Genomic DNA, 15,106 nt, shown 5'->3' with positions numbered 1-15,106 from the left:
AAATAAAATGAAGGCTGATTTATCCAGTCTTCATTTTTCTATGCTATTTTAAAGGCTTTTATGCTATACTGATAATAATATGATTAACGGAGGTTGCCATGAAAAAACTCCCCTTGGTATTTTCTGGTTGTTTGTTAGGTTTGGCAGGTGCAGGAAACCTGATTGCGGATACTTGGCCTGTTCTTTCACACCTATTTAGTTTGACTGGATTAGTCTTATGGATTTTCTTTCTCCTTCTTCATCTAAGAAATTGGTCTGAAACCAAGCGAGAATTGACCAAAGCCCCTCTCTTATCTGGGATGGCCACTTTTCCTATGGCTGGGATGATTTTCTCGACTTATGTCTTGCGACTAGTTCCGCCTATGCCTATCCTAGCCCAGCTTTTGTGGTGGTTCTCCTTTATCTTGGATCTTGCTTTGATTGCTTATTTTTCTCGTCGCTTTCTTGGAGTGGAGGAAAGAGCTAGTGCAACACCAAGCTGGACAGTACTTTATGTGGGAATAGCAGTGGCAGCCTTGACCTATCCAGTCGTTGGTCTGATTCAGATTGCCTACTTAACGGTGACTTTCGGCTTTCTAGCTACTTGTTTTCTCTATCCGTTGATTTACAGTGATTTAAAGAAAAAACCATTGACTCCAGCCCTACTAGGGCAAGAAGGAATCTACTGTGCTCCTTTTTCTTTGCTCTTAGCGGCTCTGGTGCGTATCGGTGGAGTTACTCTTCCGACCTGGGCCTTGTTACTGCTGATGCTTGTCTCTCAGTCGTTTTTCATCTTCGTTTTGACTCGCTTGCCTAATATTTTAAAAGAAGGCTTTCAACCAGCTTTCTCAGCCCTCACCTTTCCAACCATCATCACAGCTACATCGCTCAAGATGGCTCAGGGAATTTTGAAACTTCCATTTTTGGATTATTTGGTATTGGCTGAAACCCTCCTTTGCCTGATTATTTTACTCTTTGTCTTGAGTGGTTATCTAATTTGGTTACGAAAAAAGGTCTAGCTATTATCTAGCTAGGCCTTATTTTTTATGGTTTGATAACTTCAGCGCCACCCATATATGGACGAAGTGCTTCTGGAATAGTCACAGATCCATCTTCATTTTGGTAGTTTTCAAGAATAGCAGCCACCGTACGTCCAACTGCAAGTCCAGAACCGTTCAAGGTGTGAAGCAGCTTCACCTTGCCATCGGCTTCATCACGATAACGGATTTGAGCACGACGAGCTTGGAAATCTTCTGTATTTGAACAGCTTGAGATTTCACGGTAGGTATTTTGGGCTGGAATCCAAACTTCCAAGTCGTAAGTCTTGGAAGCTGAGAAGCCCATATCTCCAGTAGAGAGCGCAACGACACGGTACGGAAGATTGAGTTTTTGAAGAATATTTTCAGCGTTGGCTGTCATTTTTTCTAATTCTTCATAAGATTCTTCTGGTTTGGCAAATTTGACCATTTCAACCTTGTGGAATTGGTGCAGACGGATCAAGCCACGTGTATCACGACCAGCTGAACCAGCCTCAGAACGGAATGATGGACTCATAGCAGTGAAGTAGATTGGAAGGTCTTTTCCGTCAAGGATTTCATCGCGGTAGTAGTTTGTAAGAGGTACTTCAGCGGTCGGAATCAAGACAAAGTTGGTATCGCTAAGTTCAAAAGTATCTTCCTTGAATTTTGGATATTGACCAGTACCAAACATAGAATCGTGGTTAACCATATAAGGTGTGATGACTTCCGTATAGCCTTCCTTGCCATGCTCATCCAACATAAAGTTATAGATGGCACGTTCCAAACGAGCGCCAAGACCTTTATAGAAAAGGAAACGAGCACCCGTAACTTTTCCACCACGTTCCCAGTCAAGGATACCGAGGTCTTCACCCAGATCCCAGTGAGCTTTTGGCTCGAAGTCAAACTCGCGTGGAGTTCCCCAACGGCGAACTTCCACATTGTCATCCTCATCAGCTCCAACAGGAACGCTGTCAGCTGGGATGTTTGGAAGAGTAGTGGTGAATTCTGTCAATTTAGCATCGATTTCTGCCAATTCAGTATCGAGAGATTTTACTTCAGCAGAGAGAGCTTGCATAGCAGCAATCTTGTCATCAGCATTTTCCTTATTGCGCTTGGCTTGAGCAATCTCTGCAGAAACTGTGTTACGTTCTGCCTTGAGATTTTCGACCTTGACCAAGATGTCACGACGTTTAGCGTCGATTTCTTTCATCTCATTCAAAACAGTAGCATCTACACCACGTGTAGCCAATTTTTCAGCGACAGCATCAAAGTCTGTACGAATACGTTTGATATCTAACATAAGAACTCCTTTATGAAAAAAGCACACCTAACAAAGCGTTGGAGTGGCAGGGCCACGGTTCCATCCAACTTCACAGGTGTGCACTTGATTCTGTATTTAATTGTGAATAACGGTAGAATTTCACCTATCCCTCCTATCTGCTCGCAGCACCCGCAGACTTTCTGAAAGAAGAGGATAACCTACTTATCCGTTGCTATGATTATACTAAAGTTTCTACTTTTTTGCAAATAGATTTTTAAATTTTTGTCCAATGGTCTGGAGCAGAGTCGGAAGTTTCACGACCTTGTCGTTTCCTAATTTTTCCCGAGCGATTTTGAGGATAGTCCCAGAGTCTTTTGAGGCAAAGAGGAATTTACCTTGATCAGTGAAGACTTCAAAGTGACGGCTGATTTTGCGACCAGTTACGTTGGCTCCGATTTGCTGAATGCTGGACCAGGGAATTTGGATATATTGTTCGACATTGACATCAGGATAAAACTCCAAGGCTTGATCCCCAACTAGAAATTTTCCAACTTTTCCGGAGATAGAGAGGTAAGATGTCCCAGTAGTTTGCAGGTCAATGACTTTATTGAGAGATTGGGCCATGATTAGTCTTCCTTACTTTCATCGAAAAAGGCATGGTAGAGAGCCTTGATAGCCGCTTTTTCTTGATCTTTATTGACAACAAACATGATGGAAACTTCACTTGAACCTTGGGACATCATCTGGATGTTGATTTTATTCTCAGACAAAGCACGTGTTGCAGTAGCAGTTACCCCGATATGACTCTTCATCTTTTCTCCGACAATCATAATGATTGAAAGGTCATGTTCGATCTCAGCATGGTCCACTTCAGCCTTTTGAACGAGTTGACGCAGAATTTCTTCTTCTTTGATAGGAGTCAACTCACGGGAGCGGAGAATGATCGAAAGATCGTCGATACCTGTTGGCATGTGTTCCCATCCGATGTTAAGATCTTCAAGGATTTGCAGAACCTTGCGTCCAAATCCAACTTCACGGTTCATGAGGTATTTCGACATGTTGATGCTGACAAAGCCAGAATCACCAGCGATTCCAACGACTGGGAATTTATCACTGCTATGTTTGAGAACGATACGAGTACCCGGATGGTCAGGGTTATTGGTATTTTTGATAACGAGAGGAATTTTCCCACGGTAGGCAGGGAGCAGAGCTTCATCGTGAAGGACTGAGAAACCTGCATAAGCCAATTCCCGCATCTCACGGTAGGTCAATTCAGGGATAGAATGAGGCTGGTGAATGATACCTGGATGGGCAGCAAAGATACCATCGACATCCGTAAAGTTTTCGTAGAGATCAGCCTTAACACCGGCAGCGATGATGGAACCAGTTATGTCGGATCCACCACGGGAGAAGGTACAGATTTGATTTTCCTTAGTGACCCCAAAGAAACCAGGAATAACAAGGACTTCGTTGCTGTCAGCCAAGCCTTCAATCTTGTCATAGCTAGATGGAATGATGCGAGCATTTCCAGGTTCGCTTGTTACGATAATTCCCGCTTCTCTAGGGTGAACATAGCGCGCATCGATGCCGTTTTGGTTAAAGTAAGCTGCGATAAGTTTGGCATTGTTGTTTTCTCCAGCTGCTAGAAAGGTGTCATAGAGAAAGTCATTTTCCTCAATAGGAAGAGTCGCTAAGGCACGGATGCTTTTAGAAATTTTTTCTAGAACTGATGGTTTTAAGCCTAGTTCGCTCACCATAGCCGCATAGCGATCGATGATCCAGTTTTGGCTCTTGCTGATATCATTTCCTGCTACATAATCACGATAGTATTTGATCAAGGCATCTGTAACCTTGGTATCCTCAGAATTGCGTTTACCCGGTGCAGAAACGACCACAAAACGGCGCTCTTTATCGCTTTTAACGATGTTTAAAACTTTTTCTAACTGACTAGCAGAGGCAAGAGAGCTTCCGCCAAATTTTACAACCTTCATAGGGACTCCTCAAGTAAGTATTTTATACGATTATAGCAGAAAGAGGGCCTTTTTTCAATGAAGAAAATAGTATAGTCTTTAGGATAAAGTGAGCGTTTTGATCAGCCGAGACACTTTCGATTGGTTTTCTCTTGCCTCTTTATCTAAAAAAAGGTATACTTTGACAATGAAATAATTTTATCACCTTATAAAAGGAGAAGCTATGAATCATATCCTATATCAGATCCTAGATGATCTTGCTATCATTACTTTGAATCGTCCCGAAGTGGCAAATGGTTTCCATATCCCAATGTGTGAGGAGATTTTAGAAGCTTTAACCCTAGCAGAGCAGGATCAAGCTGTTCAGTTTATCTTGATTAACGCGAATGGGAAGGTATTTTCAGTTGGGGGAGATTTGGTTGAGATGAAGCGTGCAGTGGATGAGGATGACATTCCTTCTTTGAATAAGATTGCAGAATTAGTCAATACAATTTCTTTTAAAATCAAGCAAATTCCTAAACCTGTCTTGATGGAGGTGGATGGAGCGGTTGCTGGTGCTGCAGCCAATATGGCAGTGGCAGTCGATTTTTGTTTGGCGACTGATAAGGCAAAATTTATCCAAGCCTTTGTTGGAGTTGGATTGGCGCCAGACGCTGGTGGGATCCATCTCTTGAGTCGTAGTATCGGGGTAACACGGGCTGCGCAACTTGCCATGACAGGAGAAGCTTTGACTGCGGAAAAAGCACTGGAATGGGGCGTGGTATACCGTGTCTGCGAGGCAGATAAGCTAGAAAAGACAAGAGAACAAGTTCTGAAGAAATTAAGACGAGGTTCAGCAAATTCCTATGCAGCCATTAAGAAGCTAGTTTGGGAAAGTCAATTTAAGGATTGGCAGAATTATGCTGAATTGGAATTAAAGTTGCAAGAATCGTTATCTTTGACTGAAGATTTTAAAGAAGGAGTACGAGCTCATTCTGAAAGAAGACGACCAAAATTTTCAGGAAAATAAAAAAATACTTGCACAATTCTTTGAAGTTTGATATACTTTTTGTGTCAAATGTTTTGAATACAAAAGTTTTTTTGAGAAGGAGGGAATACTTTGGACTACCAACAAGTGAATGAGTATTTAACATCTATTTTTAATAATGTCCTTGTGATTGAGGAGGTTAGCTTACGAGGTAGTCGTTTCAAAGACATCTCCATCAAAGAAATGCACACGATTGATGTGATTGGGAAGTTTCCGGAGGCAACGCCAAGTAAGGTTTCTAAAGAACTGATGGTCACTCTTGGAACTGTTACGACCAGCTTGAATAACCTCGAAAGAAAAGGTTATGTTGAGCGCATTCGTTCTGATCAGGATCGTCGTGTGGTCTACCTGCATTTGACAAAGAAAGGTCGTTTGGTTCACCGCCTTCATAAACGTTTCCACAAGGCTATGGTCGAGAAAATTATCGATGGCATGAGTTCTGAAGAGATAGAAGTGATGGGCAGGGGCTTGACTAACCTTTATCAATTTTTGGAGGATTTGAAATAATGGCTTTTGCAAAAATAAGCCAGGTTGCTCATTATGTTCCAGAGCAAGTGGTCACTAATCAAGACTTGGCTCAGATCATGGATACAAGCGATGAGTGGATTTCAAGCCGGACAGGAATTAAACAGAGACATATCTCAAAAACGGAGTCAACGAGTGATTTGGCGACAGAAGTTGCCAAGAGTTTGCTGGCTAAGGCGAGCATAAAAGCGGATCAGATTGATTTTATCATTGTAGCGACGATTACCCCAGACTCGATGATGCCTTCTACGGCGGCTCGGGTTCAGGCAAATATTGGAGCTCATAGAGCTTTCGCCTTTGATTTGACAGCAGCTTGCAGTGGCTTTGTATTTGCTCTCTCAACTGCTGAAAAGTTTTTAAGCTCTGGACAGTTCAAGAAAGGGATTGTTATCGGGGCTGAAACCTTATCCAAGGCAGTTGATTGGTCAGATCGTTCGACAGCTGTTCTCTTTGGGGATGGTGCTGGTGGGGTTCTCTTGGAAGCGAGTGATACACGACACTTCCTCGTGGAAAGTCTCTATACGGATGGCTCTCGGAGCGAGTGTTTGACCTATGGCCAAACGGCTCTGGCTTCGCCCTTCTCAGATCAAGAGGCAGTTCCTGCTTTTTTGAAGATGGATGGACGAGCAGTTTTTGATTTTGCAAATCGAGATGTTGCTAGATCAATCAAAGAGACTATTGAAAATAGTCCAATCGCAGCATCGGAATTGGATTATCTCTTGCTTCATCAGGCAAATATCCGCATTTTGGATAAGATGGCTAAGAAGATCGGTGTAGACCGAGACAAGCTTCCTGCCAATATGATGGAGTATGGAAATACCAGTGCAGCAAGTATCCCGATTTTGCTCTCAGAGTGTGTGGAGAATGGCATGATTCGTTTAGATGGTAGCCAGACGATTCTCCTATCAGGCTTCGGTGGAGGTTTGACATGGGGCACACTCATTCTTACAATCTAGGTAATCATGTGGTAAACACATAGTTATAAATTTTTTATATTTTAAAGGAGTCCTATCATGGCAGTATTTGAAAAAGTACAAGAAATTATCGTTGAAGAACTTGGTAAAGACGCATCAGAAGTAACACTTGAATCTACTTTTGATGATTTGGATGCAGATTCATTGGACTTGTTCCAAGTAATCTCTGAAATCGAAGATGCTTTCGATATCCAAATCGAAGCAGAAGATAACTTGAAAACAGTTGGTGACTTGGTTGCCTACGTTGAAGAGCAAACAAAATAATTAACATATTACTAGAAGGAGTAGGGGAGACCCACTCCCTCTTGTTTAGGTAATAGTTTGAGACTCAAATGATAAACTCATCGAACTATTACGTAAGCAAGGAATGATGGAGGCACTATGAAAACACGTATTACAGAATTATTGAACATTGATTATCCTATTTTTCAAGGAGGAATGGCCTGGGTTGCGGACGGTGACTTGGCTGGTGCAGTATCAAAAGCTGGTGGTCTGGGGATCATCGGTGGTGGGAATGCACCTAAAGAGGTCGTAAAGGCTAATATCGATAAAATCAAATCACTTACGGATAAACCCTTTGGTGTCAACATCATGCTCTTGTCACCTTTTGTAGAAGACATCGTTGATCTCGTGATTGAAGAAGGGGTCAAGGTGGTTACGACTGGTGCAGGAAATCCAAGTAAATACATGGCTCGTTTCCATGATGCAGGAATTACAGTGATTCCTGTTGTTCCAAGTGTTGCTTTGGCAAAACGCATGGAAAAAATTGGTGCAGATGCAGTTATTGCAGAGGGAATGGAAGCCGGCGGACATATTGGTAAATTAACAACGATGACCTTGGTTCGTCAGGTTGCTGCAGCTGTTTCAATTCCGGTTATCGCAGCTGGAGGAATTGCGGATGGTGAAGGTGTCGCTGCAGGCTTTATGCTTGGTGCTGAGGCCGTTCAAGTTGGTACGCGTTTCGTAGTAGCTAAGGAATCTAACGCCCATCCAAAATACAAGGAAAAAATCTTAAAAGCGCGTGATATCGATACGACTATTTCAGCTCAGCATTTTGGTCATGCTGTTCGTGCCATTAAAAATCAATTGACACGTGACTTTGAGCAGGCTGAAAAAGATGCCTTCAAACAAGAAAATCCAGATTTAGAAATCTTTGAACAAATGGGGGCTGGTGCTCTTGCTAAAGCCGTTGTTCATGGAGATGTAGAAGGTGGATCTGTCATGGCAGGTCAGATCGCTGGTTTGGTTTCTAAAGAGGAAACTGTCGAAGAAATCCTAAAAGATCTATACTATGGCGCAGCCAAGAAAATTCAAGAAGAAGCCTCTCGTTGGGCAGGAGTTGTAAGAAATGACTAAAACAGCCTTTCTATTTGCAGGTCAAGGTGCTCAGTATCTAGGAATGGGGCGTGATCTCTATGATCACTATCCTATCGTCAAGGAAACAATTGACCAAGCCAGTCAGGTTTTGGGTTATGACCTTCGTGACTTGATTGATAAGGAAGAAACCAAGTTAAATCAGACTTGCTATACGCAACCAGCTATTTTAGCGACTTCGGTTGCTATTTACCGACTATTGAAAGAAAAGGGCTACCAGCCAGATATGGTAGCAGGATTGTCCCTTGGGGAATATTCTGCTCTTGTAGCAAGTGGTGCCTTGGACTTTGAGGCTGCAGTTGCCTTGGTTGCTAAGCGTGGTGCTTATATGGAAGAGGCTGCACCTGCAGGTTCTGGAAAGATGGTTGCAGTCCTTAATACTCCAGTTGAAGTGATTGAGGAAGCTTGTGAAGCAGCCTCTAAAGTTGGAGTAGTGACCCCAGCCAACTACAACACCCCAAGCCAAATCGTTATCGGTGGTGAGGTGGCTGCGGTTGACCGCGCAGTTGAACTCTTGCAGGAAGCAGGAGCAAAACGATTGATTCCTTTAAATGTATATGGTCCTTTCCATACAGCCCTTCTTGAGCCAGCCAGTCAGCAACTAGCTGGAGCTCTTGAGGGAGTGAGTTTCTCTGACTTTACTTGCCCTCTAGTCGGCAATACGGAAGCTACTGTTATGGAAAAAGATCGAATCCAAGAGCTTTTGACGCGTCAGGTGAAAGAACCTGTTCGTTTTTATGAAAGTATTGCTGTGATGCAGGATGCTGGGGTAACCAACTTTATTGAAATTGGTCCTGGTAAGGTTCTATCAGGCTTTGTCAAAAAAATCGATAAAACAGCTCAGCTAGCTAACGTTGAAGACCAAGCAAGCTTGGATGCTTTGTTAGGAAACTAATGACCCCTTCTCCCACAAAATACAACAGGAAACAGGAGAGATAGAATGCAACTTACAAACAAAAATGTCTTTGTAACAGGTTCAAGTCGTGGTATCGGACTTGCCATTGCTCACAAATTTGCCCAACTAGGTGCTAATGTAGTCTTGAATAGCCGCGGAGCAATCTCAGAAGAATTGCTGACTGAGTTTTCAAACTACGGTGTCAAGGTGGTCCCAATCTCAGGTGATGTTTCAGACTTTGCAGATGCCAAGCGTATGGTAGATCAAGCGATTGCGGAACTCGGTTCTGTCGATGTCTTGGTCAACAATGCTGGGATCACTCAAGATACGCTTATGCTTAAGATGACCGAAGAAGACTTTGAAAAAGTGCTTAAGATCAACTTGACAGGTGCCTTCAACATGACGCAAGCAGTCTTGAAACAGATGATCAAGGCACGTGAAGGTGCGATTATCAATATGTCGAGTGTGGTCGGTTTGATGGGAAATATCGGACAAGCCAACTATGCAGCTTCTAAAGCAGGTTTGATTGGTTTTACCAAGTCAGTAGCACGTGAAGTTGCTAATCGTAATGTGCGCGTAAATGCTCTTGCACCAGGAATGATCGAGTCAGATATGACTGCTGTTTTATCTGATAAGATCAAGGAAGCGACATTGGCACAAATCCCAATGAAACAGTTTGGTCAAGCAGATCATATCGCAGATGCTACAGTGTTCCTGGCCGGACAGGATTATTTGACTGGACAAGTTCTCGCTGTTGATGGCGGACTTAGCATGTAAAAAATAAGGAAAGATATAGGTAAGACAGATGAAACTAAATCGAGTTGTAGTAACAGGTTACGGATTGACCTCTCCTATCGGAAATACTCCAGAAGAATTTTGGAACAGTTTGCAAACTGGAAAAATTGGAATTGGAGAAATCACTAAATTTGATCACAACGATTTTGCTGTTCATAATGCGGCAGAAGTTCAAGATTTCCCATTTGATAAATACTTTGTCAAAAAAGATACCAACCGTTTTGACAACTATTCTTTGTATGCCTTGTATGCAGCTCAAGAAGCGGTGACAAATGCAAATCTTGATGTAGAAGCAATCGATAAAGATCGCTTTGGTGTCATCGTTTCTTCTGGTATTGGGGGAATTAAAGAAATCGAAGATCAAGTTATCCGTCTTCATGAAAAAGGTCCAAAACGCGTTAAACCAATGACACTTCCAAAAGCCTTGCCAAATATGGCTTCAGGAAATGTTGCGATGCGCTTCGGAGCAAACGGTATCTGTAAATCAATCAATACAGCCTGTGCCTCATCAAATGATGCGATTGGGGATGCCTTCCGCTCTATCAAGTTTGGCTTCCAAGATGTCATGTTAGTTGGAGGATCAGAAGCTTCTATCACTCCATTTGCCATTGCTGGTTTCCAAGCTCTGACAGCTCTTTCTACGACAGAAGATCCTACCCGTGCTTCTATTCCATTTGACAAAGATCGTAATGGTTTTGTGATGGGAGAAGGTTCTGGTATGTTGGTGCTTGAAAGTCTGGAACACGCTGAAAAACGTGGGGCGACTATCTTAGCTGAAGTAGTTGGTTATGGAAATACCTGTGATGCTTATCATATGACTTCACCTCATCCAGAAGGTCAAGGCGCGATTAAGGCAATTAAATTGGCTTTGGAAGAGGCAGAGATTTCTCCAGAGCAAGTGGCTTATGTCAATGCCCACGGAACTTCAACTCCTGCTAATGAAAAAGGAGAAAGTGGTGCGATCGTAGCTGTCCTTGGTAAAGAAGTACCTGTATCTTCAACAAAGTCCTTTACAGGACACTTGCTTGGTGCTGCAGGGGCAGTAGAAGCCATCGCTACAATTGAAGCCATGCGTCATAACTATGTACCAATGACAGCTGGAACAAGCGAGTTATCAGACTATATCGAGGCGAATGTCGTTTATGGACAAGGCTTGGAGCAAGAAATCCCTTATGCTATTTCAAACACTTTTGGTTTTGGTGGACACAATGCGGTTCTTGCTTTCAAACGTTGGGAGAATAAATAATTATGAATTTAAATGAAATCAAGGACTTGATGGCTCAATTTGACCAATCAAGTTTGAGAGAATTTTCTTATAAAAATGGAACGGACGAATTGCAGTTCAGTAAGAATGAAGCAAGAATGGCTTCTGAAGCACCAGCTCAAGTTGTTCCAGCGCCAGCTGCAGTAGCTGCAAGTCCAGTAGTTTCTACCCCTTCAACTCCAGTAGAGAGTGCAGTGGAAGAAGCTCCAGCACCAGCTGAAACGACGGTTGCTCTGGAGGGTGATGTTGTTGAAAGTCCACTTGTAGGGGTGGCTTACTTGGCTGCTGGACCAGATAAACCTGCCTTTGTCACAGTCGGAGACAGTGTTAAAAAAGGTCAGACTTTGGTGATCATCGAAGCCATGAAAGTCATGAATGAAATTCCTGCACCTAAGGATGGTGTGGTGACAGAAATTCTCGTTTCAAATGAAGAAATGGTTGAGTTCGGTAAAGGATTGGTACGTATCAAATGATCGATATTCAAGGAATCAAAGAAGCTCTACCCCATCGCTACCCCATGCTCCTAGTGGATCGTGTCTTGGAAGTGAGCGAAGATACCATTGTTGCCATTAAAAATGTGACCATCAACGAACCTTTCTTTAATGGTCATTTTCCTCAATACCCAGTTATGCCAGGTGTTCTTATCATGGAAGCCTTGGCTCAGACTGCTGGTGTCTTGGAATTGTCCAAACCTGAAAATAAAGGGAAATTGGTCTTTTACGCCGGCATGGACAAGGTCAAGTTTAAGAAGCAAGTTGTACCAGGTGATCAATTAGTCATGACGGCTACTTTTGTCAAACGTCGTGGTACCATCGCCGTGGTTGAAGCAAAGGCTGAAGTAGATGGTAAGCTTGCAGCGAGTGGTACTCTTACCTTTGCAATTGGAAACTAAGGAGGTTCTCCATGTTTCGTAAAATTTTGATTGCCAACCGTGGTGAGATTGCGGTTCGCATTATTCGAGCTGCGCGTGAATTGGGCATTGCGACCGTAGCAGTTTATTCAACTGCTGATAAGGAAGCTCTTCACACACTCCTAGCGGATGAAGCTATCTGTATCGGACCTGGTAAGGCGACAGAATCTTATCTCAATATCAATGCAATTTTGTCTGCTGCAGTCTTAACAGAGGCAGAAGCCATCCATCCAGGTTTTGGATTTCTTAGCGAAAACTCCAAGTTTGCCACTATGTGTGACGAAGTGGGAATTAAGTTCATCGGTCCTTCTGGTGCTGTGATGGACACCATGGGTGATAAGATCAATGCGCGTGAACAAATGATCAAGGCTGGGGTTCCAGTTATCCCAGGATCTGATGGTGAAGTTCACACGGCTGAAGAGGCCCTTGCAGTTGCAGAAAAAATTGGCTATCCTGTCATGCTTAAGGCATCGGCAGGTGGTGGTGGAAAAGGGATTCGTAAGGTTGAAAAGGCAGAAGACTTGGTCGCAGCCTTTGAGACAGCATCCAGTGAAGCCAAGGCCAATTTTGGAAATGGCGCTATGTATCTTGAGCGTGTGATTTATCCAGCTCGCCATATCGAGGTTCAGATTCTTGCGGACCAAGAGGGTCATGTTGTCCATCTTGGTGAACGGGACTGTTCACTCCAACGGAATAACCAAAAGGTCTTAGAAGAAAGCCCATCCATTGCGATTGGCAAAACCCTTCGTCATGAAATTGGTGCTGCAGCCGTTCGTGCAGCAGAGTCTGTAGGCTATGAAAATGCAGGGACGATTGAATTTCTTCTCGATGAAGCGAGTGGCAATTTCTACTTCATGGAAATGAATACTCGTGTGCAAGTTGAACACCCAGTCACAGAGTTTGTTTCAGGTGTTGATATCGTGAAGGAACAGATTCGCATTGCTGCTGGACAACCTTTACCTTTCAAACAAGAAGATATAGTCCTACGAGGTCATGCTATCGAGTGCCGGATCAATGCGGAAAATCCAGCATTTAACTTTGCTCCAAGCCCAGGTAAAATTACCAATCTCTATCTACCAAGTGGTGGAGTTGGTTTGCGCGTGGACTCAGCAGTTTATCCAGGTTATACCATTCCTCCTTACTATGATAGTATGATTGCCAAAATCATTGTTCATGGGGAGAATCGTTTTGATGCATTGATGAAGATGCAACGTGCACTTTATGAACTTGATATTGAAGGAGTGCAAACCAATGCAGACTTCCAGTTGGATCTAATTTCAGACCGCCGTGTTATTGCTGGTGACTACGATACTTCCTTCCTGATGGAAAATTTCTTGCCACAATATCAAGAAAAAGAATAGACTTTCAAAGAGTATGAGAACTAAAAGGGGGAGTTATGGCTCTATTTAGTAAAAAGGATAAGTATATTCGGATCAATCCTAATCGATCCGTAAGGCAGGCACCACAAGCCAAGCCTGAGGTTCCGGATGAACTCTTCTCCAAGTGTCCCGGGTGTAAACACACCATTTATCAAAAGGACCTTGGCAGTGAGCGCATTTGTCCCCATTGTAGCTATACTTTCCGTATTTCAGCCCAAGAGCGCTTGGCTCTGACAGTTGATTCTGATAGCTTTGTGGAGATGTTTACAGGTATCGAGACTCAAGATCCCTTGAACTTTCCTGGTTACCAGAAAAAACTGGCTAGCATGCGTGAAAAAACAGGACTGGATGAAGCTGTCCTAACTGGTACAGCTAACATCAAGGGGCAAAAAGTTGCTCTCGGGATCATGGATTCAAACTTTATCATGGCGTCGATGGGAACCGTTGTGGGCGAAAAAATCACGCGCTTATTTGAATATGCGACAGTTGAAAAGTTGCCAGTTGTACTTTTTACAGCTTCTGGTGGAGCCCGCATGCAAGAAGGAATCATGAGCTTGATGCAGATGGCTAAGATTTCTGCGGCAGTTCAACGTCATTCCAAGGCAGGACTTTTTTACCTGACTATTTTGACGGATCCGACAACAGGCGGAGTGACAGCTTCTTTTGCTATGGAAGGTGACATTATCCTAGCAGAGCCCCAGAGTTTAGTTGGTTTTGCAGGGCGTCGTGTTATCGAAAATACAGTTCGTGAGACCTTGCCGGATGACTTCCAAAAGGCAGAATTTTTGCTTGAACATGGATTTGTTGATGCAATTGTCAAACGTAGAGAACTACCAGAAACAATTGCTAAATTAGTGAGATTGCATGGAGGAAGTCGCGGATGAATATTGCAAAAATAGTCAGAGAGGCACGCGAGCAAAGTCGCTTGACAGCCCTTGATTTTGCCAATGGAATCTTCGATGAATTTATCGAATTGCATGGAGACCGCTCTTTCCGAGATGATGGTGCGGTCATTGGTGGAATTGGCTGGTTAGGTGACCAAGCGGTCACAGTCGTCGGTATCCAAAAGGGGAAGAGTCTTCATGATAACCTCAAACGGAACTTTGGGCAACCCCATCCAGAAGGCTATCGCAAGGCTCTTCGTTTGATGAAACAGGCAGAAAAGTTTGGCCGTCCAGTTGTGACCTTTATCAATACGGCGGGTGCTTACCCTGGTGTAGGAGCCGAGGAACGTGGACAAGGTGAAGCAATTGCCCGAAACCTGATGGAAATGAGTGACCTCAAGGTTCCAATCATCGCGATTATTATCGGTGAAGGCGGGTCTGGAGGTGCATTAGCACTAGCCGTTGCTGACCGTGTCTGGATGCTGGAAAATTCGATCTATGCCGTACTCAGTCCAGAAGGCTTTGCCTCTATCCTTTGGAAGGATGGAAGCCGTGCCATGGAGGCGGCAGAGTTGATGAAAATCACTTCACACGAGCTCCTAGAAATGGGAATTGTGGACAAGGTAATCTCAGAAGCCGGCCTCTCCAGTAAAGAACTGCAAGCTCACCTTAAAAATGAATTGCGTGCAGAGCTTGAACGCTTGCAAGGCTTAGCCTTGGAACAGCTCCTCGAAGAACGTTACCAACGGTTTAGAAAATATTAAGAAATTTTAAAAGCTAGAACAATTTGTTTTAGCTTTTTTGATAACCGTGATCAGATGAAAAAACGAATAAATAAGGTAAAATGATG

The 15,106-nt window shown here is 43.4% G+C and carries 17 protein-coding genes; 14 read left to right on the top strand and 3 right to left on the bottom strand.

All coding sequences use genetic code 11. The features are described from left to right. The first annotated feature begins 98 nt into the window (after positions 1-98). Complete coding sequence (locus tag HF881_RS04270; protein ID WP_169446579.1) at positions 99-998, top strand: TDT family transporter; 900 nt, start codon at positions 99-101, stop codon at positions 996-998. A gap of 25 nt (positions 999-1,023) precedes the next feature. Here the strand turns inward: HF881_RS04270 and serS are convergent, their stop codons facing one another. From serS to HF881_RS04255, 3 genes are all read right to left on the bottom strand, one after another. After that, positions 1,024-2,298: a serine--tRNA ligase gene (gene serS / locus HF881_RS04265; RefSeq protein ID WP_169446578.1), complete on the bottom strand. Its 1,275-nt coding sequence runs from the start codon at positions 2,296-2,298 to the stop codon at positions 1,024-1,026. 213 nt (positions 2,299-2,511) lie between these two features. Next, a complete protein-coding gene (locus tag HF881_RS04260; protein ID WP_000079372.1) occupies positions 2,512-2,883 on the bottom strand; it encodes a DUF956 family protein in 372 nt (123 codons plus the stop codon). Positions 2,884-2,885: 2 nt separating this feature from the next. Then, positions 2,886-4,250 carry an aspartate kinase gene (locus HF881_RS04255; RefSeq protein ID WP_000869649.1) on the bottom strand — a complete coding sequence of 455 codons (1,365 nt, stop codon included), beginning with the start codon at positions 4,248-4,250 and terminating at the stop codon, positions 2,886-2,888. 202 nt (positions 4,251-4,452) lie between these two features. Here HF881_RS04255 and HF881_RS04250 point away from each other — a divergent pair, with 202 nt between their 5' ends. The 13 genes from HF881_RS04250 (at position 4,453) to HF881_RS04190 (ending at position 15,020) form a co-directional block, all read left to right on the top strand. Then, positions 4,453-5,238, top strand: coding sequence for an enoyl-CoA hydratase (locus HF881_RS04250; RefSeq protein ID WP_125838899.1), 786 nt, complete (start codon positions 4,453-4,455; stop codon positions 5,236-5,238). A gap of 90 nt (positions 5,239-5,328) precedes the next feature. Next, a complete protein-coding gene (locus HF881_RS04245) occupies positions 5,329-5,763 on the top strand; it encodes a MarR family transcriptional regulator (RefSeq protein ID WP_000386342.1) in 435 nt (144 codons plus the stop codon). Further along, positions 5,763-6,737 carry a beta-ketoacyl-ACP synthase III gene (locus tag HF881_RS04240; protein ID WP_169446577.1) on the top strand — a complete coding sequence of 325 codons (975 nt, stop codon included), beginning with the start codon at positions 5,763-5,765 and terminating at the stop codon, positions 6,735-6,737. The genes HF881_RS04245 and HF881_RS04240 overlap by 1 nt, the downstream gene beginning before the upstream one ends. A 57-nt stretch (positions 6,738-6,794) precedes the next feature. Then, positions 6,795-7,019 (top strand): acyl carrier protein, encoded by a 225-nt coding sequence (locus HF881_RS04235; protein ID WP_000257840.1) that lies wholly within the window; start codon positions 6,795-6,797, stop codon positions 7,017-7,019. A gap of 117 nt (positions 7,020-7,136) precedes the next feature. Next, a complete protein-coding gene (gene fabK, locus HF881_RS04230; protein WP_125827468.1) occupies positions 7,137-8,111 on the top strand; it encodes an enoyl-[acyl-carrier-protein] reductase FabK in 975 nt (324 codons plus the stop codon). After that, positions 8,104-9,024, top strand: coding sequence for an ACP S-malonyltransferase (fabD, locus tag HF881_RS04225; protein WP_169446576.1), 921 nt, complete (start codon positions 8,104-8,106; stop codon positions 9,022-9,024). Before fabK ends, fabD begins: the two co-directional genes overlap by 8 nt. 45 nt (positions 9,025-9,069) lie before the next feature. Further along, positions 9,070-9,801 (top strand): 3-oxoacyl-[acyl-carrier-protein] reductase, encoded by a 732-nt coding sequence (gene fabG / locus HF881_RS04220; protein WP_169446575.1) that lies wholly within the window; start codon positions 9,070-9,072, stop codon positions 9,799-9,801. A 28-nt stretch (positions 9,802-9,829) separates the two neighbouring features. Further along, positions 9,830-11,065, top strand: a complete 1,236-nt coding sequence (gene fabF / locus HF881_RS04215; protein WP_169446574.1) for a beta-ketoacyl-ACP synthase II — start codon at positions 9,830-9,832, stop codon at positions 11,063-11,065. A 2-nt stretch (positions 11,066-11,067) separates the two neighbouring features. After that, entirely contained in the window at positions 11,068-11,556 is a 489-nt protein-coding gene (gene accB, locus HF881_RS04210) for an acetyl-CoA carboxylase biotin carboxyl carrier protein (protein ID WP_169446573.1), read from the top strand. After that, positions 11,553-11,975 carry a 3-hydroxyacyl-ACP dehydratase FabZ gene (fabZ, locus tag HF881_RS04205; protein ID WP_000565515.1) on the top strand — a complete coding sequence of 141 codons (423 nt, stop codon included), beginning with the start codon at positions 11,553-11,555 and terminating at the stop codon, positions 11,973-11,975. Before accB ends, fabZ begins: the two co-directional genes overlap by 4 nt. 11 nt (positions 11,976-11,986) lie before the next feature. Next, positions 11,987-13,354, top strand: a complete 1,368-nt coding sequence (accC, locus tag HF881_RS04200; protein ID WP_169446572.1) for an acetyl-CoA carboxylase biotin carboxylase subunit — start codon at positions 11,987-11,989, stop codon at positions 13,352-13,354. A gap of 35 nt (positions 13,355-13,389) precedes the next feature. Beyond that, the gene (gene accD / locus HF881_RS04195) at positions 13,390-14,256 is read left to right on the top strand and encodes an acetyl-CoA carboxylase, carboxyltransferase subunit beta (RefSeq protein WP_169446571.1); all 867 of its coding nucleotides are present in this window, start codon (positions 13,390-13,392) and stop codon (positions 14,254-14,256) included. Then, complete coding sequence (locus HF881_RS04190) at positions 14,253-15,020, top strand: acetyl-CoA carboxylase carboxyl transferase subunit alpha (protein ID WP_169446570.1); 768 nt, start codon at positions 14,253-14,255, stop codon at positions 15,018-15,020. The genes accD and HF881_RS04190 overlap by 4 nt, the downstream gene beginning before the upstream one ends. Positions 15,021-15,106 lie beyond the last annotated feature (86 nt).

It is taken from the genome of Streptococcus sp. WB01_FAA12 (genome assembly GCF_012843315.1).
In the GTDB taxonomy this organism is placed as follows: domain Bacteria; phylum Bacillota; class Bacilli; order Lactobacillales; family Streptococcaceae; genus Streptococcus.
This window is presented reverse-complemented; position numbering and strand designations above follow the sequence as displayed.

Excerpts from the sequence above, each read along its gene's own strand:
- HF881_RS04270 (WP_169446579.1), top strand. The coding sequence starts at position 99 with ATGAAAAAACTCCCCTTGGTATTTTCTGGTTGTTTGTTAGGTTTGGCA.
- serS (WP_169446578.1), bottom strand. The coding sequence starts at position 2,298 with ATGTTAGATATCAAACGTATTCGTACAGACTTTGATGCTGTCGCTGAA.
- HF881_RS04260 (WP_000079372.1), bottom strand. The coding sequence starts at position 2,883 with ATGGCCCAATCTCTCAATAAAGTCATTGACCTGCAAACTACTGGGACA.
- HF881_RS04255 (WP_000869649.1), bottom strand. The coding sequence starts at position 4,250 with ATGAAGGTTGTAAAATTTGGCGGAAGCTCTCTTGCCTCTGCTAGTCAG.
- HF881_RS04250 (WP_125838899.1), top strand. The coding sequence starts at position 4,453 with ATGAATCATATCCTATATCAGATCCTAGATGATCTTGCTATCATTACT.
- HF881_RS04240 (WP_169446577.1), top strand. The coding sequence starts at position 5,763 with ATGGCTTTTGCAAAAATAAGCCAGGTTGCTCATTATGTTCCAGAGCAA.
- HF881_RS04235 (WP_000257840.1), top strand. The coding sequence starts at position 6,795 with ATGGCAGTATTTGAAAAAGTACAAGAAATTATCGTTGAAGAACTTGGT.
- fabK (WP_125827468.1), top strand. The coding sequence starts at position 7,137 with ATGAAAACACGTATTACAGAATTATTGAACATTGATTATCCTATTTTT.
- fabD (WP_169446576.1), top strand. The coding sequence starts at position 8,104 with ATGACTAAAACAGCCTTTCTATTTGCAGGTCAAGGTGCTCAGTATCTA.
- fabG (WP_169446575.1), top strand. The coding sequence starts at position 9,070 with ATGCAACTTACAAACAAAAATGTCTTTGTAACAGGTTCAAGTCGTGGT.
- fabF (WP_169446574.1), top strand. The coding sequence starts at position 9,830 with ATGAAACTAAATCGAGTTGTAGTAACAGGTTACGGATTGACCTCTCCT.
- accB (WP_169446573.1), top strand. The coding sequence starts at position 11,068 with ATGAATTTAAATGAAATCAAGGACTTGATGGCTCAATTTGACCAATCA.
- fabZ (WP_000565515.1), top strand. The coding sequence starts at position 11,553 with ATGATCGATATTCAAGGAATCAAAGAAGCTCTACCCCATCGCTACCCC.
- accC (WP_169446572.1), top strand. The coding sequence starts at position 11,987 with ATGTTTCGTAAAATTTTGATTGCCAACCGTGGTGAGATTGCGGTTCGC.
- accD (WP_169446571.1), top strand. The coding sequence starts at position 13,390 with ATGGCTCTATTTAGTAAAAAGGATAAGTATATTCGGATCAATCCTAAT.
- HF881_RS04190 (WP_169446570.1), top strand. The coding sequence starts at position 14,253 with ATGAATATTGCAAAAATAGTCAGAGAGGCACGCGAGCAAAGTCGCTTG.